22 protein-coding genes are annotated in these 24,943 nt (G+C 60.7%); 4 read left to right on the top strand and 18 right to left on the bottom strand.

Going from position 1 to position 24,943, the window contains the following annotated elements; genetic code table 11:
* Positions 1-6 precede the first annotated feature (6 nt).
* The 11 genes from AC0NID_RS14905 to AC0NID_RS14855 form a co-directional block, all read right to left on the bottom strand.
* Positions 7-468 (bottom strand): cupin domain-containing protein, encoded by a 462-nt coding sequence (locus tag AC0NID_RS14905; RefSeq protein ID WP_473458086.1) that lies wholly within the window; start codon positions 466-468, stop codon positions 7-9.
* Positions 469-496: 28 nt separating this feature from the next.
* A complete protein-coding gene (locus AC0NID_RS14900; RefSeq protein WP_473458085.1) occupies positions 497-1,456 on the bottom strand; it encodes an ABC transporter permease in 960 nt (319 codons plus the stop codon).
* Entirely contained in the window at positions 1,453-2,430 is a 978-nt protein-coding gene (locus tag AC0NID_RS14895) for an ABC transporter permease (RefSeq protein ID WP_473458084.1), read from the bottom strand. Before AC0NID_RS14895 ends, AC0NID_RS14900 begins: the two co-directional genes overlap by 4 nt.
* Complete coding sequence (locus AC0NID_RS14890) at positions 2,427-4,001, bottom strand: sugar ABC transporter ATP-binding protein (RefSeq protein ID WP_473458083.1); 1,575 nt, start codon at positions 3,999-4,001, stop codon at positions 2,427-2,429. Before AC0NID_RS14890 ends, AC0NID_RS14895 begins: the two co-directional genes overlap by 4 nt.
* A gap of 97 nt (positions 4,002-4,098) precedes the next feature.
* Positions 4,099-5,223 carry a sugar ABC transporter substrate-binding protein gene (locus AC0NID_RS14885; RefSeq protein ID WP_473458082.1) on the bottom strand — a complete coding sequence of 375 codons (1,125 nt, stop codon included), beginning with the start codon at positions 5,221-5,223 and terminating at the stop codon, positions 4,099-4,101.
* Positions 5,224-5,861: 638 nt separating this feature from the next.
* The gene (locus AC0NID_RS14880; RefSeq protein ID WP_474033446.1) at positions 5,862-6,539 is read right to left on the bottom strand and encodes an SDR family oxidoreductase; all 678 of its coding nucleotides are present in this window, start codon (positions 6,537-6,539) and stop codon (positions 5,862-5,864) included.
* 56 nt (positions 6,540-6,595) lie between these two features.
* Complete coding sequence (locus AC0NID_RS14875; RefSeq protein ID WP_473458080.1) at positions 6,596-7,408, bottom strand: HpcH/HpaI aldolase family protein; 813 nt, start codon at positions 7,406-7,408, stop codon at positions 6,596-6,598.
* Positions 7,405-8,376: a phosphoglycerate dehydrogenase gene (locus tag AC0NID_RS14870; RefSeq protein WP_473458079.1), complete on the bottom strand. Its 972-nt coding sequence runs from the start codon at positions 8,374-8,376 to the stop codon at positions 7,405-7,407. Before AC0NID_RS14870 ends, AC0NID_RS14875 begins: the two co-directional genes overlap by 4 nt.
* Positions 8,377-8,388: 12 nt before the next feature.
* The gene (locus tag AC0NID_RS14865; protein ID WP_473458078.1) at positions 8,389-9,522 is read right to left on the bottom strand and encodes a Gfo/Idh/MocA family protein; all 1,134 of its coding nucleotides are present in this window, start codon (positions 9,520-9,522) and stop codon (positions 8,389-8,391) included.
* Between the two features lie 212 nt (positions 9,523-9,734).
* A complete protein-coding gene (locus AC0NID_RS14860; RefSeq protein WP_473458077.1) occupies positions 9,735-10,805 on the bottom strand; it encodes a LacI family DNA-binding transcriptional regulator in 1,071 nt (356 codons plus the stop codon).
* Positions 10,806-10,941: 136 nt separating this feature from the next.
* The gene (locus tag AC0NID_RS14855) at positions 10,942-11,910 is read right to left on the bottom strand and encodes a Gfo/Idh/MocA family protein (protein ID WP_473458076.1); all 969 of its coding nucleotides are present in this window, start codon (positions 11,908-11,910) and stop codon (positions 10,942-10,944) included.
* A gap of 84 nt (positions 11,911-11,994) precedes the next feature.
* On the opposite strand from AC0NID_RS14855, the gene AC0NID_RS14850 reads away from it, so the two are divergent.
* Positions 11,995-12,891, top strand: a complete 897-nt coding sequence (locus tag AC0NID_RS14850) for a sugar ABC transporter substrate-binding protein (protein WP_473458075.1) — start codon at positions 11,995-11,997, stop codon at positions 12,889-12,891.
* 69 nt (positions 12,892-12,960) lie between these two features.
* Here AC0NID_RS14850 and AC0NID_RS14845 read toward each other — a convergent pair whose 3' ends face one another.
* Positions 12,961-13,830 carry an SMP-30/gluconolactonase/LRE family protein gene (locus AC0NID_RS14845; RefSeq protein ID WP_473458074.1) on the bottom strand — a complete coding sequence of 290 codons (870 nt, stop codon included), beginning with the start codon at positions 13,828-13,830 and terminating at the stop codon, positions 12,961-12,963.
* 13 nt (positions 13,831-13,843) lie between these two features.
* Positions 13,844-15,718 (bottom strand): 3D-(3,5/4)-trihydroxycyclohexane-1,2-dione acylhydrolase (decyclizing), encoded by a 1,875-nt coding sequence (gene iolD / locus AC0NID_RS14840; RefSeq protein ID WP_473458073.1) that lies wholly within the window; start codon positions 15,716-15,718, stop codon positions 13,844-13,846.
* 146 nt (positions 15,719-15,864) lie between these two features.
* Between iolD and AC0NID_RS14835 the strand changes: the two genes are divergently transcribed.
* Together AC0NID_RS14835 and AC0NID_RS14830 are read left to right on the top strand one after the other, a co-directional pair.
* Entirely contained in the window at positions 15,865-16,605 is a 741-nt protein-coding gene (locus AC0NID_RS14835) for an SDR family NAD(P)-dependent oxidoreductase (protein ID WP_473458072.1), read from the top strand.
* Positions 16,606-16,634: 29 nt separating this feature from the next.
* The gene (locus AC0NID_RS14830) at positions 16,635-17,759 is read left to right on the top strand and encodes a Gfo/Idh/MocA family protein (protein WP_473458071.1); all 1,125 of its coding nucleotides are present in this window, start codon (positions 16,635-16,637) and stop codon (positions 17,757-17,759) included.
* 58 nt (positions 17,760-17,817) lie between these two features.
* Here AC0NID_RS14830 and iolG read toward each other — a convergent pair whose 3' ends face one another.
* The 5 genes from iolG to AC0NID_RS14805 are packed head-to-tail and all read right to left on the bottom strand — an operon-like array spanning position 17,818 to position 23,495.
* Positions 17,818-18,822 carry an inositol 2-dehydrogenase gene (gene iolG / locus AC0NID_RS14825; protein ID WP_473458070.1) on the bottom strand — a complete coding sequence of 335 codons (1,005 nt, stop codon included), beginning with the start codon at positions 18,820-18,822 and terminating at the stop codon, positions 17,818-17,820.
* 23 nt (positions 18,823-18,845) lie between these two features.
* Positions 18,846-19,898 carry an ABC transporter permease gene (locus tag AC0NID_RS14820; RefSeq protein ID WP_473458069.1) on the bottom strand — a complete coding sequence of 351 codons (1,053 nt, stop codon included), beginning with the start codon at positions 19,896-19,898 and terminating at the stop codon, positions 18,846-18,848.
* On the bottom strand, positions 19,850-21,370 hold the full coding sequence (locus AC0NID_RS14815; RefSeq protein ID WP_473458068.1) for a sugar ABC transporter ATP-binding protein: 1,521 nt from the start codon (positions 21,368-21,370) through the stop codon (positions 19,850-19,852). Before AC0NID_RS14815 ends, AC0NID_RS14820 begins: the two co-directional genes overlap by 49 nt.
* Positions 21,367-22,407, bottom strand: coding sequence for an ABC transporter permease (locus AC0NID_RS14810; RefSeq protein ID WP_473458067.1), 1,041 nt, complete (start codon positions 22,405-22,407; stop codon positions 21,367-21,369). The genes AC0NID_RS14815 and AC0NID_RS14810 overlap by 4 nt, the downstream gene beginning before the upstream one ends.
* Before the next feature lie 17 nt (positions 22,408-22,424).
* On the bottom strand, positions 22,425-23,495 hold the full coding sequence (locus AC0NID_RS14805; RefSeq protein ID WP_473458066.1) for a sugar ABC transporter substrate-binding protein: 1,071 nt from the start codon (positions 23,493-23,495) through the stop codon (positions 22,425-22,427).
* 546 nt (positions 23,496-24,041) lie between these two features.
* On the opposite strand from AC0NID_RS14805, the gene AC0NID_RS14800 reads away from it, so the two are divergent.
* The gene (locus AC0NID_RS14800) at positions 24,042-24,929 is read left to right on the top strand and encodes a TIM barrel protein (RefSeq protein ID WP_473458065.1); all 888 of its coding nucleotides are present in this window, start codon (positions 24,042-24,044) and stop codon (positions 24,927-24,929) included.
* The last annotated feature ends 14 nt before the right edge of the window (positions 24,930-24,943 follow it).

Raw genomic sequence — 24,943 nt, 5'->3', positions numbered from 1 at the left:
CGTGAGCTATTCGGACAGCGCAGGCCAGGTGACCCGGCCTGGCCGCACCCGAACATGATCGGGCACCGGCAGCGGCGGATTGGCGCTCTGCATGAATTCGACCGTCGTGAACACCAGCGCGGCATCCCCGGTGTTTTTCAGATCGTGCACTGCAAACTGCCCGGGTCCGAAGCGAAAATGCTTGGTATCGCCCGGACGGTAGATCGTCTCGACAACCCGGCCGTCGTGGAAGGATGAGAGAGAGCTGCCGGCCGTGGACGTCGTCCAGAAATAGTCGAGCACATGCCGATGGAAGCCCAGCCGTTCGCCGGGCTTCAGGCGGATCATCCAGACGCGAACCCGTGTGGTCTCCGATACCAGCGACTGGCCGACGCAGCCATTGAGCTGATTGACGGCGAACTCCTGCTTGAGCGCATCGCTCCATTTGGTCGGCGGCTGCAAATGCCGCTGTGCGTCACTTCGTTGCATACCGACCGATCCTGTCTGCCTGAATGATTTAGTTGGCCGGCGCTGCCCGGCTGTAGAGCCCGACCATGAGAATGATGACGACGCCGTAGCAGATCTGCTTCGCAGCTTCGGGCGCCTGCATGATCGACAGCATCGACGAGATCAGGGTGATCAGCAGGACGCCAGCGACGGTTCCCGAGTAGGATCCCCGGCCACCGAACAGGCTGCTGCCGCCGAGAACCACCGCGGCGATGCCGGGCAGCAGATAGGGATCGCCCATGCGCTGATAGGATTGGCCGGCATAGCCGGTGAGGAGCATCCCGCCGATGGCACTGCACAGGCCCGCAACGACGAAGGCGAAGACTATGACCTTGCGCGTATCGATCCCGGACAGATAGGCGGCCGGTTCGTGGGTGCCGACCGCGTAAATGTAGCGGCCCGTCCTGCTGCGTCGAAGCAGGAACACGATTGCCGCCGAGACCGCAAACCAGACGAGGACGGCGCAGGGTATCCCGAACAGTTGGCCGGCTCCCAATGCCGACATAACCGGGGAAGGCTGGCTGCGCAGTGCGTAGAAGCCGCTGTAGAACACGCAGACCCCTAAGATGATGTTGTTGGTGACCAGCGTCCAGATCATCGACGGGATGCGCAGATAGGCGACGCCCAGCCCGTTGATCAGGCCGATCAACAGCCCGGCGCCGAGGCCGGCAACCAGGCCTCGCTCGCTGACGAGAGCTTCCGGGCTGGTGCCGACCAGCGCGGTAGCCAAGGTGGCAGATGCGGTAATTGTCCACGGCACCGACAGGTCAATGTGACCAAGCAGGATCACCATCATCGCACCAGCTGCGACAATGCCGAGAAACGCCCCGTTTTGCAGCTGTTGCATAAGGTACATCGGCGACAGGAACTGGTGATAGTAGGCACCGCCCACGGCCAGCAGCAGCAGCATCGCCACGGCGATCGCTTTGGTCGGACCGTCGAAGGAAGTGACGAACGACACGGCTCTCATTGAAACACCTCCAGCCGATTGTTGATACGCAGCAGCCTGGTAGCGCCGAATGCCACGGCGACCAGCAGCACCGTGCCTTCGAAGAGGGGTTGTGCCAGCGGCGGCAGGCCGGTGAAGAAGATCAGGCTGCCGATAGTGCGCAGGATCAGTGCGCCGGCGATCGAGCCCAGTACGCTGCCGGCACCGCCGGTCAGCGCGGTACCGCCAATCACCACCGCGGCGATCGAATTGAGTGTGTAGGATAGCCCGATCGACGGGTCGCCGCTTAGTGTCTGAAAGCCGATGAAGAGGCCACTGAATGAGGCGAAGATGCCGCCAAGCGTGTAGGCGGCGATCTTGGCCCGATCGACCTTGAGACCGGACATATAGGCGGCCTGTTCCGACGAACCGACCGCGACGATCGATCGGCCAAGGCTGGCCTTCGACACCGGCAGCCAGAACAGGCAGACGAGGGCGAACAGCACAACGATCGAGCTCGGCATGATTCCGGCAAGGTCGCCAGTCGTCAGTTCGCTGAGTGTCTCGTCTATCGATCCACCCGGGATCGGCCTGATGATCAGGGCAAAGCCTGAATAGATGGCCCCTGTCGCCAGGGTAGCGATGATCGGCTGTATCCTGCCGAAGACGACGACGATGCCGTTGATCGCACCGCACACGGCGCCGGCGAGGACCACGACGGCAATGCCGAAAGCAAGCTCCAGCGGCCCGCCATTGACCAGATGCGAGGCCAGACAATTGGTCAGCGCCATGATCGGACCGATCGACAGGTCGACGCCGCGCGACATCACGACGATGGTCTGGCCGACAGCCAGGAAGGCGAGCGCCGTACCCTGGTTCGCCCATGCCGAAAGGACGCCAATGCTGCCCCCCCTCGGATGGATGTGCAAGAAATAGACGAGCAACCCGCCGAGCACCAGCCAGGCGAGCAGCGCTCGGTTGTTGCGGCGCAAATGGATGTCGAGGAAAGCTGTCATGCCAGGCCCTCCGCCAGTGCTGCACTCGGCGCGGCAGTTTCCCGTCCGGAGTTGTCATGGGACAGGTTGAGCGCGCTCGTCAGGATGTTGTGCTCGTTCAGTGACGGACCGCTCAGCGTCGAGGCGACCCGGCCGTCGTACATGATGAGAGCCCGGTCACACAGACCGATCAGCTCGTCATAGTCGGTTGAGTGGAACAGGATTGCGAGGCCGTCGCCAGCCAGCCGGCGCAGCAGCCGATAGATTTCCTGCTTGGTGCCGACATCGATGCCGCGGGTCGGGTCCATCAGCAGCAGCAGTTTCGGGTCCGTCGCCAGCCATTTGGCCAGCACCACCTTCTGCTGATTGCCGCCAGACAGGGTGCCGACCGCGACATCGGCGCTGTCGGCCTTGATCTTGAGCAGATCGATCATGCGGCCGACCAGCGCTTTTTCGCCTGGACGGTCGACGACGGCGTAGCGGCTCAGGCGGTCGAGCATCGAGACGGTGAGGTTGTCCCGAACTGAAAGACTGAGGAAGAGCCCTTGCGTCTTCCTGTCCTCGGGGATCAGCGCGATCCGCATGTCCGAACCCTTACCCCCTTTCGGGCCTCGATGGACGGCCGGACGGCCGTTGATCCGCATGGTGCCGGTGGTACCGCGCAGCACGCCGGCGATGGCCAGCAGCACCTCCTGCTGGCCCTGCCCGTCGAGGCCGCCAAGCCCGACGATTTCGCCCGGCCGCAGTGACAGGCTGACGCCTTTGAGCTGGTCGCCCCAGCGCAGGTCGTGGATGTCGAGGTAAGGCGGCGCCACCGGCACCTCGGCTGGTTTGTCAGGATAGACCTGCGAGATTGGCTTGCCGATCATCAGTTGGATGATCTCGTCATGCGTCTTGGCGCCGCTGGCAAAGGTCGAGACGTGCTCGCCGTTGCGGAAGACCGAACAGGTGTCGGCCAGCGCCTCGATTTCATGCATGCGGTGGGAGATGAACAGGATGCAGGCGCCGTCGTCGCGCATGCGGCGCAAAAGGTCCATTACTGGCCCGACATCCGACGCGGTCAGCGCGGAGGTGGCTTCGTCGAGAATGAGGACGTCTGGCTTTCGGACGATCGCCTTGGCGATTTCGACGATCTGCCGTTTCGACAAGGGCAGGTCAGCGCAGCGGCTGCGCGTATCGATGCCCTCCCCGCAGCCCATCTGTTTCAGTACCCGGGCGGCAAGACGATCCTGCGCCTTGCGGTCGATCAATCCGAACGCCGTCTTCGGCGGTTGGGTAAGGCAGATATTCTCGGCGACGCTCAGATCCGGGATTATGGAAAGCTCCTGGAAGATGCATACGATGCCCTTGGCCGCGGCATCGGCGGGATTCGCGAATGTCACGTTATCGCCCTGCAGGCGAATGGCTCCGGAATCCGGCTGGGTGACACCGGCAAGGACTTTCATTAGCGTGCTCTTGCCAGCGCCATTCTCGCCAAGGATGGCGTGAATGGATCCTCGTCTGGCTTCAAAGCAGACACTTTTCAGCGCATTGACGCCGCCGTATGTCTTGGTAACGTCCGTCAACGCCAAGAAGGAACTACCTTCGGTCATCTTCCCTCCTCCCCTCGATCGCGGTTGGCCGAGAGCTTATCGGATCTGCTCTCGGCCGACGTGCAGGAGCGTCCGTTCGGACGCTTTGCTGGGGCGACTAGTTGTTGTCAGCGGACTGGGCGTTCAATTGCGCCGGCGTGAACACCATGTCGGAGCCGCAGACCGCATAGCCGGTCACAGTTTCCAACGTGTCGGGCTCGTCGGGGAAGTAGTTGACATTGGGTTTCATGTCCTTGGTTTCGACAAAGGGCGTCGGAACGTTGACCAGGGCCGGAAACTCTTCGCCCTGCATCAAGGCAATGGCAGCGCGAACGGCGACGGGACCCTGGCCGGGCGACGTTGAAACGGAAATGCCAGGGATGTCGTTCATCGCCAGCGCCTTGACGAAGCCGTTTTCGGCGTCGCCGCCGACTGGCACCGGCGGATGGCCAGTCGCCTTCATCGCGTTGGTCACGCCGCGGCAGCCATGCTGGCAAATGATGGCGTCAAAGAAACCGTGAACCGCAATGGCGTCGGCGGTCACTTTCTGGACCGTCCCCGTATCCCAATTGCCGACGACTTCGACGACTTTGATGTCCGGATATTTCGCGAGGACTTTCTGCACGCCCAAATGTCGATCACGATCCGTGGAATTGCCCTGAATGCCGCGGATCTCCAGAATCTTGCCCTTCGGTTCCTTCATCTGGTTGACGACGGACTGGGCCTTGATTGCGCCTTCGAACTCGATCCATTCCGGCGTTATGCGCAGCACGCTCGGGTTGTCGACGGGATTGTCGAACGAAACCAGGACGGTTCCCGCCTGTTTGGCCCGTTTTATGACGGCGTCGAAGGCGGTCGGGTTGACAGCAATGAAAGCAATGGCGTCGTAGCCGGCCTGAATGAAGTTGTCGATCGCGGCAATCTGCGCAGCCACGTCAGATCCGGTGCTGACGACCTTGAGTTCGGTGATGTTCTTGGCGTTTTCCGGAGCAGCCGCCCAGACTTTGACGCTCTTGATCATCTGCTCGCGCCAGGGGATGCCCGTATGGCCATTGACCAGCGCGACACGGTATGGTCCCTCTTTCTTGGCGTATTTGATCGTGCCGGTGTTGCCGAGGCCGGGCTTGTAGCATGCCGGCATGAAGGTGCCGGCCTGTGCCGTCTGGACCAGCAAAGCGCTCGCGACGGCGAGTGCACAGACGGCATGCGTTAGTGTTCTCAATCGTGACAGATATGATTTCAATGGTTCCTCCCGTTGTGGCGATGCCGACGACCTCTCCCAGTCGTTTCCGGCGCGGTCAGGGTCGTGCCCTTGGCATCCTTCGACGCCTCTCTTTCGCCATGCCAATCTTCTTGCTGGGACGAACGATGCACTAGCCGCACGCACAGAACACGACTTGTGAACGAAATTCGCAGATGGACATGGTCAACGCACTGCCAAAGCGAGGCATGCGATCAATCTTGAATGCCTTCGGCATGGGGGTGGATCACGCGGTGCTAGGTGTCGTCGGCCAGACCAGGTCGAATCCCGGGCATCCAGATTTTTCACTCTCAAGGAGCGAGACCCGGGCTGCGAAACCGACAGGTCATCACGAGCGGGGAAGTTGCCGGAGAAATCGCCCTCAGGAAGGATCTGGTGAAACCCAGCCCTCATTCGTCGGCGTGCGCGAACGGATTGGGGGGCTCGCGTCTTCCGGCGCCACACTTGAATCAGTTGTTGAGCATGGCCTGAATCGCATTCTCAGCATCCAAGTCCAACTATATGATTGGATTCGGCAATTACTGTTCCGACACCCACAACGCCGGACTTCCATGGTTTGACCATCTCAGACCTTCGCCTCGATGCCTCCTTGTAATCTGAAAGTTGCCGGAGCGTGGTTCCTACAGAAGCGTCCGACCACCATTCACTGCGAACTTCTGGCCAGTGATAAAACTCGCTTTCGGCGATGCCAGAAAGGCGACCATGTTGGCTATGTCCTCGGGAGTGCCAAAATGGCCAAGGGGCGTGCGGTCGAGATACCAGTTGCGACTGACCTGTGGCACGTCGGCATGGCGTTCCACCGGGATCCAGCCCGGCGCGACGAGGTTCACAGTAATTCCATCCGGGGCGAGCTCTTTGGCCCAGGAGCGCGTCATTGAAAGCATTGCTCCCTTTGCCGATGCATAGTTGCCGATATTCGGGTTACCAAGCTCGGCAATCTCCGAGCCGATGTTGACCACCCTGCCGGACTTGCGGGCGCGCCAGTCCGGCAGCATAAGCTGGAGCAGTTCAAGCGGCGCCTTGACGAAGAACTCGAGCTGGTCGAGATACGTCCGCCATGACTGCTCCATGAGCGGCATTTCCGGCTGCGGTCCCGTTGCATTGTTCACGATGAGATCGACCGGTCCGAGAGCGTCGCGTATCTGATCCAGGCCGACGCGCAGCTGGTCTCTATCAACGACACTGAAGCGTGCCGCAAATGCCTTGCCCCCACCCGACTCGATCGAGCGTACGACCTGTGAGGCGCTTTTTTCGTCGCTGGCATAGTTGACTGCCACTGCCCAGCCATCTGCCGCCATGCAGCGGGCCATGACGGCACCCAGTCCACGCGATGCGCCGGTTATCAAAGCTACGTTCATGATCTGGGTTCCATCAAAGAGGTTTCAGTGCCTTGGCGGGTGGAAATGTCGAATGCAGCTCGGAGAGAGCGAGCCCCCTCCTGCAGAAAGGTCTGGTCGCTCGACAGCAGGAAGAGGCTGGACCCCAGTGACAGCCAGCCAGGAAGTTCAGAAAGATCCGAGACGAACATGCCAGTGCGCATTCCGGCTTCGGCAGCCTTCCGGCAGATTTCATCGACGGCTTCCAACACCTGCGGATCTTTGGGGGAAGCAGCTCCCATCGAAATGGTGAGATCAACCCGGCCGATGAACAGACAGTCCAGGCGTTCGATGCGGATGATGTCAGACAGATTGTCGAGAGCTTCCCGGTCCTCGATCTGGGCGATTATCACCGTGTCGTCTGTGGAGCGCTCCCGGTGTTCAGCCATCGGTTTGCTTGTGTAGCCTGCCGCACGCGTTGACCCTGCGTAACCGCGCCCACCAGGACCGAACAGGGTGCTACGGACCAGCCGATCGGCCTCTTCGCCGGTACGGATATGGGGCGCAACGACCCCGACGGCCCCCAGATCAAGGCAGTTCAGCAGGCTGTCGGCCGATGCCGTGCCGGGACGGACAAGAACTGGCATACTGAGAGCACGGGCAGCGAAGATCGACCCGTCCAGGTCACCACGATCGAAAGGTGCGTGCTCGGCATCGAGACACAGGACATCCAGTGTCGAGCTCGAAAGGACTTCAACCACAATGCGGCTGGGCGTCTTGATCCACGTACCGATGAGCGGCGCGCCAGAACGCAGTCGCGTGCGAAACGCAGGGGCCTGATGTGCGCTCATTGGCTCCCCCGGAGCGAGTCACGATTGACGACCGTGTCGGGCATTCGTCCTGCAAGCACGTCAAGAACGGACTGTGTTGCCGACCCAGTCATGCGCGCTATGGATTCATGGCTGATGCCACCCATATGCGCTGCACAGACCAGATTGGGGACGTCACGAAGGGTATCGGCGCACGGTGGCTCCGTTTCGAAAACGTCGAGACACGCGCCGCCCAGCCTTCCCTCCCGCAGAGCCTCGAAAAGCGCCTTCTGATCGACCACCGGGCCGCGGGACGTGTTGACCAGAATGGCCGTAGGTTTCATGCGGGCAATCGCGGCTGCATTGATCAGATGATTGGTCTGCGCGATCAGCGGAACATGGAGGCTGACGATATCGGAACGACCCAGAAGCTCTTCGAAACTGGCGACTTTTTCGGCGCCGGCAAGCGCATCGACCAGAGCATCGAAAAAGCAAATGGTGACCCCGAAACCGGCAAGTCTGCGCGCCACTGCGCGCGCGATGGTGCCGGCGCCAACAAGCCCAACGGTTTTGCCCGGCAGTTCACCTGGCGTCAATGGACCTACGCGCTCCCAGCGCCCGGCCTTGACCGAGTTGTCCTGCTGGGGAGTCTTGCGTACGGCGGAAAGGATAAGCGCCAGCGTGTGGTCTGCCACGGTCTCGGCGTTCATGCCCGGGGTGATTGAAATTGCAATTCCCAGTTCGTCAGCCACGGCGCGATCGATCGAATCGAAACCGACGCCGACCCGGGCAATTATCCGCAAATCCGGAAGCGCACGAAGGACGTCGGCCGTGAATGGATCGGTGCTGACGATCGCACCGGCACAACCTGCCGCCAGATGCGTCAGCTCGTCGGGCGTCCGGATGCCAAGCTTCGGCGCGAGCACCAGTTCATGGCCCGCATCCAGAAGGCGTCTGCCTGTGGTCGCGCCGTTGCGATCGAAGCCCGGCCAGCTGATGAAGATACGCATCAGACTACCCCTTCACTCGTCTACGCTTCGGTAGGAGATGTCGACCCGCTGACCGAGGCTGGCGGCACCGATCGCCGCATCAATGATTTCGGAACAGTAGTAGCCATCACGGAACGTTGCTCCGATCGGAGCAACCTCATGCAACCCGGCAATCGCACCCAGAATGTGAACGGCCTCATGGCTGAATGTGTCTACCCAACCAAGCGGATGGCCTGGCGGAAACCAGTTTGACTGGTAGGGATCAGCGCTTCGCATGACCGGAATTGTCCGGAAGGCCTTGTCGGCTCCAGCAACACGCAGCTCATTGAGACGCTGCATCGAAAACGCTATCGACCCTTTTGAGCCGTCGACTTCGATCCTGCTTGTAACCAGATGACCGCCAGCGACCCGTGAGGCCTCGACGACGCCGAGCGCGCCGTTGTCATAGTCGAACAATGCTGCAAACTGGTCGTCCGTCTCGATCCGGGCGCCATCGCTTGCAGCGCCGACCTTTATTCGGGTAACGGCCTGCACGGTCGCTGGGTCAGCATTCATCAGGAAGCGCGAGAGATCAATATGGTGCGCTCCGAGATCGCCAAGCGCTCCCGCACCTGCAGCCTGCCTGTCATCGCGCCAGCTTTTCTCGCGTGTCTCATCGAGAGACGAGGAGACGAGAAACTGCGACCGGTAATGAAGGATTTCGCCGATCTCGCCGGACTGGATGATCTCACGTGCGAGCTGCAGCGCCGGAAAAAAGCGATAGTTGTAGGCACACATATGCTTGACGCCTGACTTGTGAGCTACATCCCACATCGCAAAGGCGTCATCTGCAGTTGGGCCAAGCGGCTTCTCGCAAAACACGTGCTTGCCGGCTCGAGCTGCGGCGATAGTCGGCTCGACATGCAGCGCATTTGGACCTGAATTGTCGAACAGCTGGATCCTGTCGTCGGCCACGATATCGCGCCAGTCCGTGACGCCCTGTTCCCATCCCAGCCGATTTCTGGCTACTTCGAGTTTTTGCGCATCGCGCCCGTAGAGCGACACCAGCCTTGGGCGAGGCACGGCCTCCGGGGCAATGAGAGGCACATCGCGATAGCCAAGCGTATGTGACTTGCCCATGAAGGCGTAGCCGATCATGCCAATGCCAATTTCGTTCGATCCGGCCATTCCGAGGTCCTGTTTCTGCACTTTCGTCCGCTGCCAACCGATCCTGTCGAGCGTGTGATCTTAAGATATGAATAGCTATGCAAAGTCAAGTCGGAACCTGAAATGTATGCAGGTTTTGCCGCTATCGGGGTGCCGGCTGCAACGAATTGGGCAGTGCACGAGGCCAAGGCAGATGGAAATGGGTGTTCCGACGGAAGTGGCAGATGTCCGGGCTAGCGTGCGGTTGATTTTCGCTCGCAAAGCGTTCCGGGAACGAGGCGCAACCTGCCACCGCCGGCAGTGCCCTCTTGCCAGCGCTGCTTGAGCGCGGCGATGGCTGCGTCAACCATTTCCGCTCCATTCTGGCGGATTGTGGTCAATGAATAGGACGGCCAGCTCGAAAATGTCGCATCGTCAAAGCCGGCGATCATGACGTCTTCGGGAATGCGCAGGCCATACTCGACGCGGGCGCATTCCATTGCCCCAATGGCAGTCAAGTCGTTTGCGCAGAACACCGCGTCGGGCGGGCTCTCTCCCGCAAACAGGGTACGGGCGGCTTCATAGCCGCCCTCGTAGTGGAAATTGCCTTTTACGATCTCGACATCCTCGACGCCGAGCTCTTTCAGGCGCCCGACAAATCCCTGCTCGCGATCGGTATTGGCCAGCGTTTCGTTACCGGCGATGTAGGCGAATCGCGTTCCACCCTTCTGGAACAGGAGATTTGCGATCAGCCTGCCGCCCTCGACGTTGTCGCAGCAGACGGCAGAAACCCATTTGTTCTGCTGCCGTCCGTTGAGCAGGACGATAGGAATACGCATCTGGGCGCACTCGTCGGCAGCGTCTTTGGACATTATGGAAAGCGCCGATATGATGCCATCGACGCGATAGCGCATGATCAGGGGAATGGCTGCGTCGAAGTACTCGTTGTGATCGACGAAAAACACCAGGACTTGGTAGCCCTGTGCCTGAAACTGTCGGGTGAACTGCTCGAAGATGTTGGCGTAGTAGGGGTTGTACATTCCGCCAATGACAATGGCGATCAGCTGCGAGCGATGCGTCACCAGGATGCGTGGAAGGATGCTTGGCTGGTAGCCAAGTTCACGCGCTGCCGCGATTACTTTCTCACGCGTCTTCTTGCTGACGCTGGCACCCGGGGTAAAGGCGCGCGATACTGCCGACTGCGACACTCCGGCCAGCCGCGCCACATCGATCGAAGACGGCTGCAGCCTGCCGCGGCCATCCGGACCGCCTGCCGCGTCTAGCAACGTCGGCTGCTTGCTGCCGTTTTCATCGTCCTGCCGCACGCTAGACTCCGCCTCTGAATTGCAATGCACAAGCCGGCAGGTTAGCGACAATGCGCGCCATCGACAATGTCATGTTCGCAGCTGCGGACAGAGCATGGGGGCTGGCCCCCGATCGAGCCGATGGCAGATCTGACCTTCATCGTGCGCTCTCGACCACCCGTTCCACCAGGTCGAAGGCTCTGAGGCCGTCCTCGAGGCTGCACAGGGGCTCGCCGCCGCATCGCAAAAGGTCCGCGAGATGGTCAACTTCGGCCTGATAGGCATCGCGATAGCGCTCCTGGAAGTCGGCATCGCGACCGTCCAGCAATGTGCCTTGTGCCGAATCCTGGCGAACGCAGCTGACCCTGGGATCATCGCAAACGAGACGGCCGCCAGACCCGAAGACTTCGAGCCGCTGTTCGAAACCATGCACGGCCCGGCGGGTCGCCGAGATATGGCCTACCGGACCATCATCCCATTCCAGCTGCAGCGATGCGGTGTCATGGTCGCCGATCTCGGCGAGGCCGGGATCGACGTTCCTGTCCAGGCGGGCGAGAACGCGGTCAGGCTGGCGTCCCACCAGCCAGAGGAGTTCGTCAAGATCATGAACCACCATATCAGCAACGATGCCGCCCTGATGCGCTGTGACGGTCCGATCCGGCAGGGAGACGTCCCGGCTTAGCTGGAGAATATGTTCAATTTTGCCGATGCCGCCGGCCGCGATCCGGTTCCGGACCTCACGCCGCATGGGATCGAAGCGCCTATGAAATCCGAGTATGACCGGAAGGCCGGATCTGCCCACAAGGTCGATTGCCGCCTCGATGGAGCGGCGATCACGGGCGACGGGCTTTTCACAGAGCGCCGGCAGACCGAGATCGACGGCCATCGCCAGATAACTGACATGGGTGTCTGTCGGTGAGGCGATGACGATAGCGTCGGGCACTATTGCCCCTGCGGCCTCGCCCAGCGTGGGAAAGCAGGGCAGGCCCCAGTCTGACGGCAGACTGCCCGGTGCCAGGGCATCGACGAAGCCAGCGAGCTCCAGCCACGGACTGCGGTGAACGGAGCGGGCGTGCACGGCAGCTATTCTTCCGGTTCCCACAATGACGATCCGGTACTTGCGCATGGGTCAACTTTTCGATTGATTTTCAAGTGTCAGGCATGTAGCACAAGGATATATGAATAGCTATGCATTTGCGGTTTCCCCGGCATGCGACCTAAACGCCTGAAGTTCTACGCGATCACGCACGACATTCTCGGCGACGTATTCTGGGACGTCTTCCGCAGGGGACTTATGGACGCTGCGGAGCGCTATGACGTCGATGTCGAGCACCTCAGACCTGGCAAATTCTCGCCCGAAATCCAGGCTGGCCTTATCGAGGGAGCGATGCATGCGCAGCCGGATGGCATCATCTCCACCATTCCGCGCGTGGAGGCGGTCGACGCACCGCTCCGTGCCGTCATCCAGAGGGGCATACCGGTCATTGCAATCAACGCCAGGGACCCGCGGCCGCAGGGCGAACGCATTCCCTATCTGTTTTACATTGGCGGCGACGATACCAACGCCGGACGCCTTGCTGGCAACTATCTGATCGGAAAGCTCTCGCCGAAAACCGGCATGTGCGTGGATCATTACCTGCACCACCACATCTGCCATTCCGATCGCTATCAGGGTTTCGAACAGGCCTTCGAGGCAAAGGGCCTGAGGACAGACCGGCTTCGCGTGCCTGGCGGCGATGCGGAAGCCTGTGCGCGGGCCGTCGCGGAATATCTGACCGAAAATACCGGCGTGGACGCTGTGCTCACACTTGGTCCTCCAGGAGCACAGGCGGTCATTGACGCCCGTAAACTGGTCCCCCTCGAACGTCAGTGGGCCCACATGACGTTCGATGTTGCCCAGCCGCAGATCGATGGCATCCGGTCTGGCGACATTGTCGCCACGATCGACAGCCAGCAATATCTGCAGGGTTATCTGTCGGTGCAGCAGATGTGGCTGCACGTGGCGCAGGGCTTCACGATGGCTGACGACATCTACACCGGCCCGGCCATTGTCGACACTTCCAATATTGATGCTGCGGAAGACGGCGTAAGGCGGGGTATCCGCTGACCCCGGCTTCCGCAGATTTGTCGCACCGGAAATTGCCCGAGGACGTCCGATCCCCTCCGACCGCTCCGGTCAGATCCGGCTGACCGGCTCCCGCAAACCGGTTGCGCCCGGCCTAAAGATGAACAGGTTGCCGGCCTCGATCTGGGCCCGTCTCTGTTCATCGTCGAGCAGCCGTTTGGCTGTTGTCACCGCAAGGTAGTCGAGATCGGGCCCGCAGAACGCGCAGGACGTTACCTGCGTGGCTGGCAGGAGCAGCTCGTCTGCAAGCCGCCCCTGCCCCTGGTAGACGGCGATCCGCCCGCCGCCGAACTTGGCGTTCCAGATGTTGCCCTCTGTGTCGGCGACCGCGCCGTCCGGTATCGATGCCAGTGCGGTGTCGTCAGCAAAAACCTGGCGCCCGGCAAGTTCTCCGCTGTGCGGATCGAGATGGTAACGCCAGATCACCTTCATATGGCTGTCAGTAAAAATGACCTCGTCATCGGGAGGGAAGACCAGGGCGTTGGGAACGTGGATTCCAGAAAGCAACCGGCTGATCTGGCCGGCGGGCGAGACCCTGTAGAGGCTGCCTTCTGGCCGCCTTCCGAGGGTCGACATCGACCCGATCCAGAAATTGCCTGCAGGGTCCGCCTTGCCTTCGTTCAGCCGGTTTGTCGGCATGCCCGCTTCAGGATGCAGAAGATATTGGTACTGCCCGGTGGCAGGACTGAAGCGGAAAAGGCCGGTCTGCGCCGCGACCAGGATTTCATCGGCGCCAAGCAGCGCCAGACCGCCGCCCAACGCCGGCAGCGGCCATGTGCGCATCGCGCGAGACAGCCAGTCAAGCTCGAAAAGCGTGCAGCGTATGATATCCACCCAATAGAGACGGTTCTGGCGGTGGTCCCACAACGGACACTCGCCAAGCTCCATCTGTACCGGCAGCACTTCGATCAGTTGGGACATCGGTTCCCTCCGGTCAGACCAGCGTCTTCTGCTTGGCGCGACCGGTCTCGTAGCGCCTGCGCGCCTCGCGGACCCGTTCCAGGCCGGAAACTTCAGCGACGCCGACTTCCCACCACAGATCGGCCCCGATCGAACCGCCCCGTTTCTCGGCCTTCACCACGATCACGGCGGGACCGTCGACTGTCCTGGCTTGAGCGAGCGCTTCGGCAAGGCCATCTGGATCGGAAGCGGAAAACACCGCGCAGCCCATCGATCGTGCGTTTGCCGCGTAGTCGACGTCGAGATAGTCGCCGTCTGGCTGGCGCCCCTCGGCCGAGCGGCGCCGGAATTCATTGCCGAAGTTGTCTGCGCCTGTGCTGGCCTGCTGAAGCGCCCTGATGCACTGGAATCCCCAGTTCTCGATGACCACTGTGACCAGGCGGGCACCCTCCTGGACCGCTGTCACCAGTTCGGTCGGCCCCATGAGATAGGTGCCGTCTCCGATGACAACGAACACGGTGCCCTTGTTTTCCCGTGCGATTGCAACACCCAGCCCGGCCGGTATCTCGTGACCCATGCACGAAAAGCCGAATTCGATGAAGCATTCGCTGCCGGCCGAATTATCCCAGGCCTTCATGATCTCGCCTGGTGGCGTGCCGGCGGCGGCAATCACCACATCACCCTTCACGGCCGCCTGGTTGACCATGGCGATGATCGTTCCCTGCTTGAGAGGCGCTCCCTGCTCGTGCGAGATGGATGCACGATAGTCTTCCAGCCAGGTATCGACTGCGCCACGAACCTCGTTTCGGAAGCTGTGGGTGGTTGCATAGCCCCTGCCCGCCAGCGCCTCGCCAAGCGCTGCAAGCGCGGGTTTGGCATCGGCGACAATGGGCTCTGCACCGAGCTTGTAGGCATCCTGTGCGTTGACGTTGATCGAGAGGTAGCGGGTTTCGCTGTTGAAATGCGACCGGGATGCCGTGGTAAAATCCGTGAGGCGCGTGCCTATTGCAATCACCAGATCGGCCTTTTCACCAACCCGCGCGGCCGCCCCCGTTCCCGTCGTGCCGCCGCCTCCCAGAAGCAGCGATGCACCCTGCGAAACCCCCTTGCCGGCGAAGGTTTCCATGACAGGGATGCCGAAGCGGTTGCAGAAAGCCACAAGCTCGGCTTCGGCCGCGGCATACCGGACTCCCCCGCCGGCAATGATTAGAGGCCGGCTGGAGTGCGCGATCAAATCCGCGGCACGTGCAATCTCGTCTGCATTCGGACTTGCCCGGCGAACACGCCATACGCGCCTGTCGAAGAAACCTGCCGGACAGGAAAACGCCTCGCCCTGGACATCCTGCGGAAGTGAAATGGTGACGGCGCCCGTGTTTGCCGGGTCGACAAGGATGCGCATGGCCTCCGGCAACGCCGTCAGCAGCTGTTCGGGGCGCGAGATCCGGTCGAAGAACCGGGACAGCGGCCTGAATGCGTCGTTGACCGACAGATCAGCTTCAAGCGGATGTTCGAGAAGCTGAAGGACCGTCCCGGGCCTGCGGTGCGCGAAGATGTCAGAAGGCAGAAGCAGCACCGGAATCCGGTTGATCGTGGCCGTCGCCGCTCCCGTGAGCATGTTGGTTGAGCCCGGACCAATCGAGGCGGAGCAGGCAAGCGTGGCGCGCCTGTTTTTTGCCTTGGCATAGCCCATGGCGGCGTGAACCATCGATTGCTCGTTTTTCGCCTGGTAGAAGGGTAGATCGTCGCCATACTCCTCAAGCGCCTCACCCATGCCGGCGACGTTGCCGTGTCCGAAGATCCCAAACATGCCGCCAATCAGGCGTTCCTGCAGCCCGTCATAGTCCGAATATTGCGACTTGAGGAAACGGACGACCGCCTGCGCGGTGGTAAGTGAGACTGTCTGAGCCATTTTCTGTGTTCCTGAATATTGACTAGCTATGCATTTTGGGTTCTGAGTGAGGCTGTGCTGTCGCTCCGGGGAGCCAGATGATGGCTTCTAAGGCAAAAAACGAAGCAAGAGAAGATGAAAATTGAAATGCTATGCAAAGTGGTTCAATGAAGCGGTTCGACGGCAAGGTCGTAATGGTCACCGGCGCATCGACGGGCATCGGGCTGGAGACCATACGCAGGATCCAGCGTGAAGGCGGCCAGGTGGCTGCCGCGCACAGGCGTGCCCCGTCATCGGTAGATGTGGACGGCGCCTTTTCGGTCTACCTCGATGTGACATCATCCGATGCGTGGGAAAAGGCCGTCCACACAGTAGTCGAGCGGTTCGGCCATCTGGACGTTCTGGTGAACAACGCGGGGGCACGCGCAAGCGGAGACGTCGAGAAGACGAGTCTCGAACTCTGGCATGAGATGATCGACACCAATCTGACGAGCGTTTTCCTTGGTTGCCGCGCAGCGGTTCCCCGGTTGAGAGCCGCAGGAGGTGGCGCCATCGTCAATGTCGGTTCGATCACCGGCATCCGCGGTACCGAGAACATGATCGCCTACAGCGCATCGAAGAGCGGGATAACCACGCTGACGGCGTCGCTGGCGCTTGACCTGGCACGCGACAGGATCCGCGTGAATGCGGTCTGTCCGGCGGCCATCGGCACGCGCATGGTGACGTCCTGGCTGGGAGCAGCGCAGGATCCAGATGCGGCCACCCAGGCGGTTGTATCGAAACATCCTATCGGCCGGGTCGGCAGGCCCGAGGAAGTGGCCTCGGTCGTCGCCTTCCTCGCAAGCGACGATGCAAGCTTCATGACCGGCCTCGCCATACCTGTCGATGGCGGGCGTTCCATCCGATGAACTTCAGAGCAGCTCCAGGAGACCAGAAAGTGAAAAGCTTGAAATTCGGTATTGTAGGATCCGGCTATATGGCCAAGACCCACAGCCTGGCACTGCGGAACATCGAAGGCTTCCTCTGGCCGAACATGCCTCGGATCGAGATGGTTCGCCTAGCCGACATCGATGCACGTCTTGCGGAGGAGAGTGCACGCCGGTGGGGATGGGCAGAGGCAACGACAGACTGGAAGCAGATTACCCGCCCCGACGACATAGACGTCGTGGTCATCATTACGCCCAATGACAGCCATGAGGAGATCGCCAGCGACGCCTTTGCCAATGGAAAACATGTCTTCTGCGAAAAGCCGCTGGCCAGCTCGGCAGCCTCCGCAAAACGGATGGCAGAGGCTGCCAGTCGGTCTGGCAAGGTCAACATGGTGAATTTCGTCTACCGCTGCTGGCCGGCGGTGCAATTTGCCAGGAAGCTGGTGGAGAGCGGCGAACTCGGTGAATTGCGTCACTTCGAGGGACACTTCTTCCAGGACTATGCCAACGCCCCGGACCTGCCCTACGCTTGGCGGTTCGACAGCGCCCGGGCAGGCGCCGGCGCTGGCGGCGATCTCGGATCCCACATTTCCGATATTGCGGTGGCGCTGGTGGGTCCCATTGCCCGCGTTGCGGCATCCTCGCGAACCTATTTTCCGCTGCGGGCTGAAGGAGCGGCCATGCGGAATGTCACTGTCGACGACATGATGACCACACTGGTGGAATTCAGGTCGGGGGCAACGGGGTCGATTCATTCATGCTGGGCCGCAACCGGGCACAAGAGTGATCTCGCCTTCACGCTGATCGGCTCCAAGGGAGCACTGTCGTTCAGTTGGGAGCGCAACAATGAAATCCATCTCTACACCGAGGCGGAACAAAAGGATCGAAGCGGCTTCCGCCGCATCATGATCGGCGGCATTCACCCCGAAGCGGAACCATTCTGGTATGCGCAAGGGCAAGGTCTGGGTTATGGCGAAGCATTCGTGATCACGGCCCGCCGCCTTATTGAGGCAATCCAGAAGAACGACACATCAGCTTCGCCGAGTTTTGCCGAAGCGGCTCATATCAACGCGGTCATAGAAGCGACCGTAAAAGCCGCTGCAACGCGGCAGTGGCAGGAGGTGGAGGGTTGATAGCCCTCGCCTCTTCTGGACGGTTCGGCGGGGCGCTTTCCAGGTAAAGGTCGTGGGTTCAGGAGAGCCTAATCGCAAGGCCCGACCTGATGGACTCTTCAGCTGCCTCGGCAATCTCTAGTGCTCTCAGACCGTCTGAGGCACCAGGCGACATGGCGCCTCCTTCCTCCAGGCGGTTCACGAAATAGTCGAGCTCCTGCCGATAGGCGTCCGCGTAGCGTTCGAGAAAGAAGGGCTGCGGCCTGTCGGATGACCCGCCGTCGGCGTTCCAGGCAGTGACCGGGGTAGATAAAACATTGCCGAGCTGGAGCATACCGCCCGCTCCATGAATCTCCGCGCGCTGATCATAGCCATAGGCAGATCGCCAGGAATTGTTGATCGAAACGAGCGTCCCCGAAGGCATCGTCAGGGTAACCATGACGGTGTCGACATGTCCGGCCGCGGCGATCCGCGGGTCCGTGCGCGCCGCACCGACGGCATAGACACTATTCGGTTCCTCGCCGGTCAGCCATCGTGCTATGTCAATGTCATGAATGGTGGTTTCGCGAAGGATGCCGCCTGAAGCCACGATGTAGTCGATCGGCGGCGGACCGGGATCGCGGCTGGTGAGCAGCACCAGTTCCGGGGCTCCTGCCTTGCCATCGCGCAGTCGCGAGGCCAGCGACGCGAAGCCGGGGTCGAAGCGTCGGTTGAACGCCAGCAGGAACGGCGTGCCCGCCGCCTCGACCGCGGCAACCAGCGAACGAACGGTGTCGAGATCACGCGCCAGTGGCTTCTCGCAGAAGACGGCCTTGCCGCGAGCCAACGCCTGGTCAATCAATTCGGGGTGCGTAGAGGCGGCGCTGGCAATGACGATAGCGTCGACGGCAAGATCGTCGAACACGTCGGTTGCCGAGCGCACGCGCGACTGAAATGTTTCCGCGAGGGCGCGGGCACCTTCGATATTCGGATCAACGATTGCGGCGAGCACCGCACGAGGATGCCTGGCAATGTTGGCGGCGTGAATCGAGCCCATCCGTCCGGCGCCGAAAAGTGCCAGTTGCAGCCGCTTACGTCCTGGCATGTGTTCCCCTTCTTTCCGACGCTCTACTTGATGATGCCAATCTTCTCGCGATCGATCGTTATGGCGACTGCAATGACTATGACCACGCCGAAAACGATGTTCTGGTAGGCGGGATTGAGCCCGACGATGACAGTGCCGATGCGCACCAGTCCGGCGATGAGTCCACCAATCAGGGCGCAGGCAATACCCCCTATGCCTCCCGAAATGGCAGTGCCGCCAACCACCACACCGACGATCGCCGGAAGGAGGTAGTTGTTCGCCATTGCAGGCGAGCTGTATCCGGTCTGCCCGAGCAGGAGCAGGCCGGCGAGAGATGCACAGATCGCTGAAATAGCGAAGGCCAATACCTTCACGCGCAGGCTTTTGACGCCCGACAGGAGGGCCGCCCGTTCTGAAGCACCGACTGCAAAGATCTCGCGGCCAAGACGGGTAAACCGGAACACCGCGCCGAGGATGGCGGCCGAGATGAGAACCACAATCACTCCGTTCGGCAACCCGCCCGTGCGGCTGCCGAAGAACGAGATGATGGCCGATGGTTGCGACAATGGGGCAGCGGTAGCGTTCGAGATGAAGTGGGTGATCCCGTAGAGCATCCCCAGCGATCCGAAGCTTACGACAAACGACGGAATCTGGGCCCGGTGGTGAACATAACCCTGTATCGCGCCAATGAGACCGGCAAGCCCGAGCACCGCGACAAAAGCGAATTCCCCCAGGGTCGGATTGAGCATGACGAAGGCGACCGCCGCAAAGGAAGCCATGGTCGCGACAGACAGGTCGATACCGCCGAGCAGGATGACGACAGCACTGCCCATGACCAGCATGAGCAGCGGCGCGGCGTCTGTTGTCAGTCCGGCAAGTGCCCGCAGCGACAGGAGTTTGGGCTGGACCCATGCGATGGTGGAGAACAGTCCGGCAAGCGCGATCGCCGGAACAGCGATTGACCTGAGCTTGCGGGCAATTTCGATTCGCCTGATGGAAGCGTTCTGTTCGCCAACCTGGCCAGCGCGAATTTCTGGGCTGTGTCCACTCATACCATCGCCTCGACAATTTGTTCGGGTCTTGGCTTGTGCAGGCAAAGGTCTTCAAATCTGGCCGACACTTCGCCATCACGCATGACGATCACGGTGTCCGCCATACCCAGAGTCTCCTCGAGAGTTTCGGAGACAAAGACAATCGCCAGGCCCTGGCGGGCGAGTTCCCGCATGACGGCGAAGAGATCGGCCTTGGCGCCAGGATCAAGGCCACGCGTCGGGTGATCGAGGATGAGCACCTGGAGACGATCCGACATCAGCCATTTGGCCAGAGAAACCTTCTGCTGGTTGCCCCCGCTCAACCGCTCGACATATTCGACGGGTGAAGGCGTCTTGACCTTGAGCCGGTTGATCCAGGAAAGCGCTTGCGCCGTTTCCTTTTTCCGGTTGATCAGGCCGATCCGTCCCATCTGCGGGCCGAAGGTGAGAACGATGTTTTCGAGGACGGTGCGTCCGACTATGACACCCTCAAGTTTTCGCTCGGCAGGGACATACCCGATCCCGGCGCGTATCGCTGCATCGGGCATTGCGGATAAACCCAGTTCGTGGCCGGCGACCTTGACGCTGCCAACCACACCGTCCTCGGCGCCGAAGATGGCGCGACAGAAGGTTTCGGCACCCGAACCTGCCACTCCGGTGACGGCCACGATCTCGCCTGACCTGACCGAGAGGGATACGTCGTGAAACCTGCCCGGCGCGGTGAGACCGTCCACCACCAGCCGCGGGTCGAACGCTTCGACCGGCTCGCGACCGCTTTCCTGATAATAGTCGTCGGAGCGTCGGGAGCCGACCATCAGATGGTAGAGCTCCTCGTGGCTCGTGGTGTCCTGCGTTCTTTCCGCGACATTCTCGCCATTGACCATGACGTGAACGCGGTCGGAGATTTCCAGGACCTCTTCCATCCGGTGAGACACAAAAACGACTGATGCGCGCGCCCGCAGTCGCCTGATCTGGCGAAACAGATTTTCGACCTCCGATGGGCTGAGCAGCGACGTTGGTTCGTCAAACAGGATGACAAGCGGCTGATCTATTAGTTCCTCGATCGCAAGCACCTTGGCGAACTCGACCATCTGCCGGTCCGGAAAGCTCAGCGTGTCGACCTTGATGGCAGGAGGGATATCGCATTCAAGCTTTGCGAGCTGTCGGGCAGCTTCCCGATTGAGACCTTTCCAGTTGTAGAAGCCGAAGCGACGGTGCACCGACGGCTTGTCGAAAAAGATATTCTCGGCAACCGTGAGATTGGGGATAAGTGACTGCTCCTGATGGACCAGCCCGATGCCCATGCTCGCCGCAGCCAGCGGCGACCGGACGATGGTGTCAACGCCACGCAGGCGAATCTTCCCGGTGGTCGGCTGCTCCATGCCTGAAAGGATTTTCAGAAGCGTCGACTTGCCGGAACCATTCTGGCCAATGAGGCCAAGCACCTCGTTTTGGCGCAACTCTACGCTTACGTCGTGCAATGCCCGCACGCCCGGATAGGTCTTGCCGATGTCTGTTGCAGCGAGAACCGGGGTCATTTGACGATCCTCAGCCGGCCACGAAGGCTCCAGTTACCGACCACCAGGGCCGCGACGATGGTGAGGCCCTCAGCCACATGGCGCAGATAGGGGTCGACCCCAAGCTGGATCATGCCGTTGCGCAGAACCTCGAGAATGAACACCCCGATGATGGAATGGAGTACGCCGCCCGTGCCGCCACTGAGAAGCGTTCCGCCAATCACGGCGGCACTGACTGCCGGAAACAGGAAACCTTCACCGGCTGCGGGATTGCCGACCGCGAGCTGCGCGGAGATCATGACACCGCCAACGCCGGACATGAGCCCCATAAGCACGAAAGCGAGGACCTTGTGAAAGCGGACATACTGTCCTGACTGCCTCGTGGCATTCTCGTCGCGGCCGATGGCGTAGGACATTCGCCCGAACTGGGTATAGGTCTGCAGAAACCAGCCAAATCCTGCAACCGCGAGCGCCAGAAAAACCAGGGCGGAAACGCCGAGGCTCTTGTCCAGTGCCAGACGCGTCAGCCGTTCATCAAGAATTTGTGGCTGTCTACCCGGAAAGAGCAAGGTGGCGACACCCAGCCCGACAAACCAGGTTGCGAGTGTGACGATCAGGGAGGGCAGCCGCAGAAATGTGTAGACGAGACCATTGACCAGGCCAAACGCTGAGCCAAGACAGGCGCCCGCCAGAATGGCCCACCAGCCCAGATCGAAACCTGTCACAGAGTTGGCGATGAGCAGCGAAACCAGCATGCTCGATGCCGCCATGACGCCTTCGATCGACAGGTCGATGGAACCCTGGATCAGGATGAAGGAGAGGCCCACGACGAGGACAACCGGGATCGCGCTCGATTCAAGAACGACCTTCAGATTGCTGGCTGACAGAAACTGCGCACTTGCCAGCGAGAAGACCAGGACGAGAACTGCAAGTGTGGCGACCGGGCCGAGTTCCTTGAGCGGAAATCGAAGCTTCGATGCGACCTTTGGCTGGGCCGCTAGCCTCCCCGCACTTTTGTGCGGGGAGGCTTCGATGGCCGCGTTTTGCGTGAGTGTCATGGCCGACCAGTTCCAGCTTACTTGTTGGCACCGGCGGGAATCTGACCGACCGAGGCCGCCCAGAAATTGGCCTTCACCTTGTCGTAGCTATAGTCGGCTGCAACGTGCTTGCCGTTGAGGATCGCCTCGACATTGTCTTTGTTGACCAGGGTCTGGGACAGGTAGAAATCGCGTTGCTCTTCTTTCAGTTTGGCAAGGTCGATGTCGCCGGTGATCACGCCAACGGCCAGTGCTGTGGCCGTTGCGCCTTGGACATAGCCATCAATGTACATCGTCGAGAGCATCTCACCCGACTTGATAAGCTGCATGACATCACTTGATCCGTCGGAACCCGTGACGAGAACCTTGCCGGCAAGGCCCTGTTCCCGTAGCGCCGCTACTGCGCCGAGAGCCATGCCGTCATTGGCAGAGAAGATACCCTTGAGGTCGCTGCCGTATTTGGTAAGCCAGGCTCGCGTGATGCTTTGGCCCTGGGTCTGATCCCAGTTTCCGACCTGGACATCGAGGAGTTTCAGCCCCGGGCATTCGGCAACCGCCTTTTCGAGCCCGGCGAGCCGCTGCTTGGCCGGCGGATTGTCAGGTATGCCCTGAAGGGCAGCGATGTTGCCCTTCCCGTTGAGCGCCTTGCACAGTTCCATGCCGTTCCGATAGCCGGAATCGACGCCGTCGAACGAGATGTTGGCGACCCAGGCGTCCGGTGCCGTATCCCACGGATGGATCTCGTCGGGGCGATTCCAGAGATTGACGATTTTGGCGCCGGCATCTCGCGCCCGCTCTACAATCGCTTTGGTGAAGGCGTTGGACGCGGGGTCGACGGCGATCGCGCACCCCTCGCAGCCGGTCGCGAACACGGCCCCGAACTGCTCCAGCAGTTTCTGCCCGTTGAAGTCGCTGACGATGACATTGACGTCCTTGCCCTTCGATCCGGCGACCGCCTTTGCCCCCTCGATAAATGCTGCCCAGTACTCGCTGGACGCGCTCCCGACGCCGACATAGACGTTCCCAAGGTCTCCAGCGAACGAGGTAGATCCCGACAGCGACAGCACGCCTAAGCCGAGTGCAAGCTTTCTCACAAGATTCTTTAGCATGGCTTCCTCCCTGGTCATGAAAACCACCCGCCACGGACGGGCTGCCATCACCAAACGCCAATTTGCATAGCAATGCAACAAGAATCTTGCATTGCTATGCTTAGTTGCTGCGGTTTCCCTACCAACGAATTGTAAATAAATGATATTTGGTCACAGACGTCTTCCCTGATGGCTCCAATCGCTGAATATCCTGAGGCTTTTGGGTGCGCCTTTTCGGAATAAAGTACCCATTGCGCTCCTGCATGGCCGAAGGCATGGAGCCAATCGGCAGCGCTCTGGCCTGATGCCTTAATCGCCGAGTCGAGCCGCGGGCCGTCAAGGGCCAACCAACCTCAATGCAACGGATTGTTTTCATTTCACTTATCCGTCTCATCGATACCAAAAAAGTAAAGCATCCGAACTCGCTCGGGAGCGATCGCATCCAAGGAACTTCCGTCGTCAAGCGAAGAGAACGGATTGCATTGCTATGCAAAACATGATTTATGGGCGACGTCGCTCCGCTAAGATCGGGTCGACACAGGATGCATAGCCCAAGGGATATCCAGTATGCTCGTCAAACTTGCCAATGCCCCCGTGTCCTGGGGAGTCGACTACGCCGATGATCCAAAAAACCCGGCATGGCCGCGCGTGATGGATGAGATCGGCGCGGCCGGCTACGGCTACACCGAACTTGGTCCATACGGCTACTATCCGACAGATCCTGCGGTTCTGCGGCCTGAGTTTGATCGCCGCGGCCTTACGGTGATGGCCGGATTCGTGTTTCAGGATCTGCATAGCCCGGAGAAGGGTGAATCAGTGCTCGACGTTGCAGAGCGCACGGTGCGACTGCTTGCGGCGGCCGGCGGAAAGTACCTTGTCACTATCGACCACATCTCGCCAGAACGGATGAATACGGCCGGGCGACGTGACCTCGCTCAGCCAATCGGTGCGCAGCGCCTCGACCATCTTGTCGGGCTGATCGATAGCATCGCCGACCTCGCGCTCGCACACGGGGTCATGCCTGTCATTCACCAGCATGCTGGCTGCTACATCGAATTCGAGGACGAAATCGAGACCGTCCTGGACAGGCTGGACCCGAGCCGGGTCGGTATCTGCATAGATACCGGCCACATGGCATATGCGGGCATCGATCCTGTCGCCTTCTACCGCCGGCATGCGCGTCGCGTACGCTACTTCCACTTCAAGGACATCGATCCGATTGTCCACAAACGCGTACTTGCAGATCACATTCCGTTTCTCACCGCTATCGAGCAGAAGATTTTCTGCCCGCTGGGCAAGGGCGTTGTCGACTGGGTCGGACTAGCAACCGCATTGCGGGAAACCGGTTATGACGGGGCCGCAACAGTGGAACAGGATATTGATCCGACCATTTCGCTCAATCCCGCGGACGATGCGCGGGCCAGTCTCGCCTATCTCCGCTCCGTCGGCTTCTGAAACGAGGTGCTGCA

The organism is Mesorhizobium sp. WSM4821 (assembly GCF_055901555.1).
Note: the sequence above shows the minus strand (reverse complement) of the source record. Positions and strands in the feature narration are given on the sequence as shown.

Bases quoted from the DNA above. Each gene is read 5' to 3' on its own strand.
- AC0NID_RS14905 (WP_473458086.1), bottom strand. From the start codon at position 468: ATGCAACGAAGTGACGCACAGCGGCATTTGCAGCCGCCGACCAAATGG.
- AC0NID_RS14900 (WP_473458085.1), bottom strand. From the start codon at position 1,456: ATGAGAGCCGTGTCGTTCGTCACTTCCTTCGACGGTCCGACCAAAGCG.
- AC0NID_RS14895 (WP_473458084.1), bottom strand. From the start codon at position 2,430: ATGACAGCTTTCCTCGACATCCATTTGCGCCGCAACAACCGAGCGCTG.
- AC0NID_RS14890 (WP_473458083.1), bottom strand. From the start codon at position 4,001: ATGACCGAAGGTAGTTCCTTCTTGGCGTTGACGGACGTTACCAAGACA.
- AC0NID_RS14880 (WP_474033446.1), bottom strand. From the start codon at position 6,539: ATGGCGGCAGATGGCTGGGCAGTGGCAGTCAACTATGCCAGCGACGAA.
- AC0NID_RS14875 (WP_473458080.1), bottom strand. From the start codon at position 7,408: ATGAGCGCACATCAGGCCCCTGCGTTTCGCACGCGACTGCGTTCTGGC.
- AC0NID_RS14870 (WP_473458079.1), bottom strand. From the start codon at position 8,376: ATGCGTATCTTCATCAGCTGGCCGGGCTTCGATCGCAACGGCGCGACC.
- AC0NID_RS14865 (WP_473458078.1), bottom strand. From the start codon at position 9,522: ATGGCCGGATCGAACGAAATTGGCATTGGCATGATCGGCTACGCCTTC.
- AC0NID_RS14855 (WP_473458076.1), bottom strand. From the start codon at position 11,910: ATGCGCAAGTACCGGATCGTCATTGTGGGAACCGGAAGAATAGCTGCC.
- AC0NID_RS14850 (WP_473458075.1), top strand. From the start codon at position 11,995: ATGCGACCTAAACGCCTGAAGTTCTACGCGATCACGCACGACATTCTC.
- AC0NID_RS14845 (WP_473458074.1), bottom strand. From the start codon at position 13,830: ATGTCCCAACTGATCGAAGTGCTGCCGGTACAGATGGAGCTTGGCGAG.
- iolD (WP_473458073.1), bottom strand. From the start codon at position 15,718: ATGGCTCAGACAGTCTCACTTACCACCGCGCAGGCGGTCGTCCGTTTC.
- AC0NID_RS14835 (WP_473458072.1), top strand. From the start codon at position 15,865: ATGAAGCGGTTCGACGGCAAGGTCGTAATGGTCACCGGCGCATCGACG.
- iolG (WP_473458070.1), bottom strand. From the start codon at position 18,822: ATGCCAGGACGTAAGCGGCTGCAACTGGCACTTTTCGGCGCCGGACGG.
- AC0NID_RS14815 (WP_473458068.1), bottom strand. From the start codon at position 21,370: ATGACCCCGGTTCTCGCTGCAACAGACATCGGCAAGACCTATCCGGGC.
- AC0NID_RS14810 (WP_473458067.1), bottom strand. From the start codon at position 22,407: ATGACACTCACGCAAAACGCGGCCATCGAAGCCTCCCCGCACAAAAGT.
- AC0NID_RS14805 (WP_473458066.1), bottom strand. From the start codon at position 23,495: ATGCTAAAGAATCTTGTGAGAAAGCTTGCACTCGGCTTAGGCGTGCTG.
- AC0NID_RS14800 (WP_473458065.1), top strand. From the start codon at position 24,042: ATGCTCGTCAAACTTGCCAATGCCCCCGTGTCCTGGGGAGTCGACTAC.